The organism is Rhizobium sp. L9 (genome assembly GCF_002531885.1).
Lineage (GTDB): Bacteria > Pseudomonadota > Alphaproteobacteria > Rhizobiales > Rhizobiaceae > Rhizobium.
On the sequence record NZ_NWSZ01000083.1, the window covers coordinates 1 to 1,725 of the forward strand.

At 64.0% G+C, this 1,725-nt stretch carries 2 protein-coding genes; both read left to right on the forward strand.

What is annotated here, in order from left to right; genetic code table 11:
- Nucleotides 1-2: 2 nt before the first annotated feature.
- A complete protein-coding gene (locus tag CO660_RS32310) occupies nucleotides 3-764 on the forward strand; it encodes an electron transfer flavoprotein subunit beta/FixA family protein (RefSeq protein WP_097601886.1) in 762 nt (253 codons plus the stop codon).
- Nucleotides 765-789: 25 nt separating this feature from the next.
- Nucleotides 790-1,719 (forward strand): electron transfer flavoprotein subunit alpha/FixB family protein, encoded by a 930-nt coding sequence (locus CO660_RS32315; RefSeq protein ID WP_097601888.1) that lies wholly within the window; start codon nucleotides 790-792, stop codon nucleotides 1,717-1,719.
- Nucleotides 1,720-1,725: the final 6 nt, after the last annotated feature.

Sequence of the window (1,725 nt, forward strand, 5' to 3'; positions counted from 1 at the left end):
CCATGAAGATTCTCGTGCCCGTCAAGCGGGTTGTCGACTACAACGTGAAGATCCGGGTGAAGCCGGATGGCACGGGTGTCGAGCTTGCCAATGTGAAGATGTCGATGAACCCGTTCGACGAGATCTCGGTGGAAGAGGCGCTGAGATTGAAGGAAGCCGGCAAGGCGGAAGAAGTGGTGGTGGTGTCGATCGGCCCGGCCAAGGCCGAGGAAACGCTGCGCACGGCGCTCGCCATGGGCGCCGACCGGGCAATCCTGGTCGAGACCGACGACCAGGTCGAGCCGCTCGCCGTCGCCAAGATCCTCAAGGGTGTGGCCGATGCCGAACAGCCGGGGCTGATCATATCAGGCAAACAGGCGATCGACGACGATTCGAACCAGACCGGCCAGATGCTGGCGGCGCTGCTGGGCTCGGCCCAGGCGACCTTCGCCTCGAAGATCGAGATCGAATCTGCCGTCCCTGGGGGCAAGGCTCAGGTCACCCGCGAGGTCGATGGCGGCCTGCAGACGATCGAGATCAAGCTGCCGGCGGTCATCACCACCGACCTCAGACTGAACGAGCCGCGTTACGCCTCGCTGCCGAACATCATGAAGGCGAAGAAGAAGCCGCTCGACAAGAAGACGCCGGCCGATTTCGGCGTCGACACGACGCCGCGGCTGAAGGTGCTGAAGACCGAGGAGCCGTCCGGCCGCAAGGCCGGCGTCAAGGTCAAGTCGGTCGCCGAACTCGTCGACAAGCTGAAGAACGAAGCCGGCGTGCTGTAATCGGGCTGGAACAGGAGCAACTATCATGACCATTCTTCTTCTGGCCGACCATGACGGCAATCACCTTTCCGACCAGACCGCCAAGGCGCTGACGGCTGCAAGCCAGATCGGCTCCGACGTGCATGTGCTGGTTGCCGGCAAGGCTGCCAGGGCTGCGGCCGATCAGGCGGCAAAACTCTCCGGCGTCTCCAAGGTGCTGCTCGCCGAAAGTGACGCGCTTGCCAACAATCTCGCCGAACCGCTGGCCGATCTGATCGTCTCGCTTGCCGGCTCCTATGACACGATCGTCTCGGCCGCTACCTCGGTCGGCAAGACGGTGCTGCCGCGAGTGGCAGCCCTTCTCGACGTCGCCCAGGTCTCGGAGATCATCGAAGTCGTCTCCGCCGACACCTTCAAGCGGCCGATCTATGCCGGCAACGCCATCCAGACGGTGCAATCAAGCGACGCCAAGAAGGTGATCACCGTGCGCACTGCTTCCTTCGCCTCGGCAGCGGAAGGCGCTTCGGCAACGGTCGAGGCGATCCCGGCCGTCTCCGATCCGGGGCTGTCGCGTTTCGTCTCCGATGCACTGTCGGCGTCGGAACGTCCGGAACTGACCTCGGCCAAGGTCATCATCTCGGGCGGCCGCGCACTCGGTTCGGCCGAGAAGTTCAGGCAAGTCATCCTGCCGGTGGCCGACAAGCTCGGTGCGGCGGTTGGCGCCAGCCGTGCCGCCGTCGATGCCGGTTATGCCCCGAACGACTGGCAGGTCGGCCAGACCGGCAAGGTGGTGGCGCCCGATCTCTATATCGCCTGCGGCATCTCCGGTGCCATCCAGCATCTGGCCGGCATGAAGGATTCGAAGGTGATCGTCGCCATCAACAAGGACGAGGAGGCGCCGATCTTCCAGGTTGCCGACTACGGCCTCGTCGCCGATCTCTTTGACGCGCTGCCGGAATTGCAAAAGGCGCTCTGAGCGAGG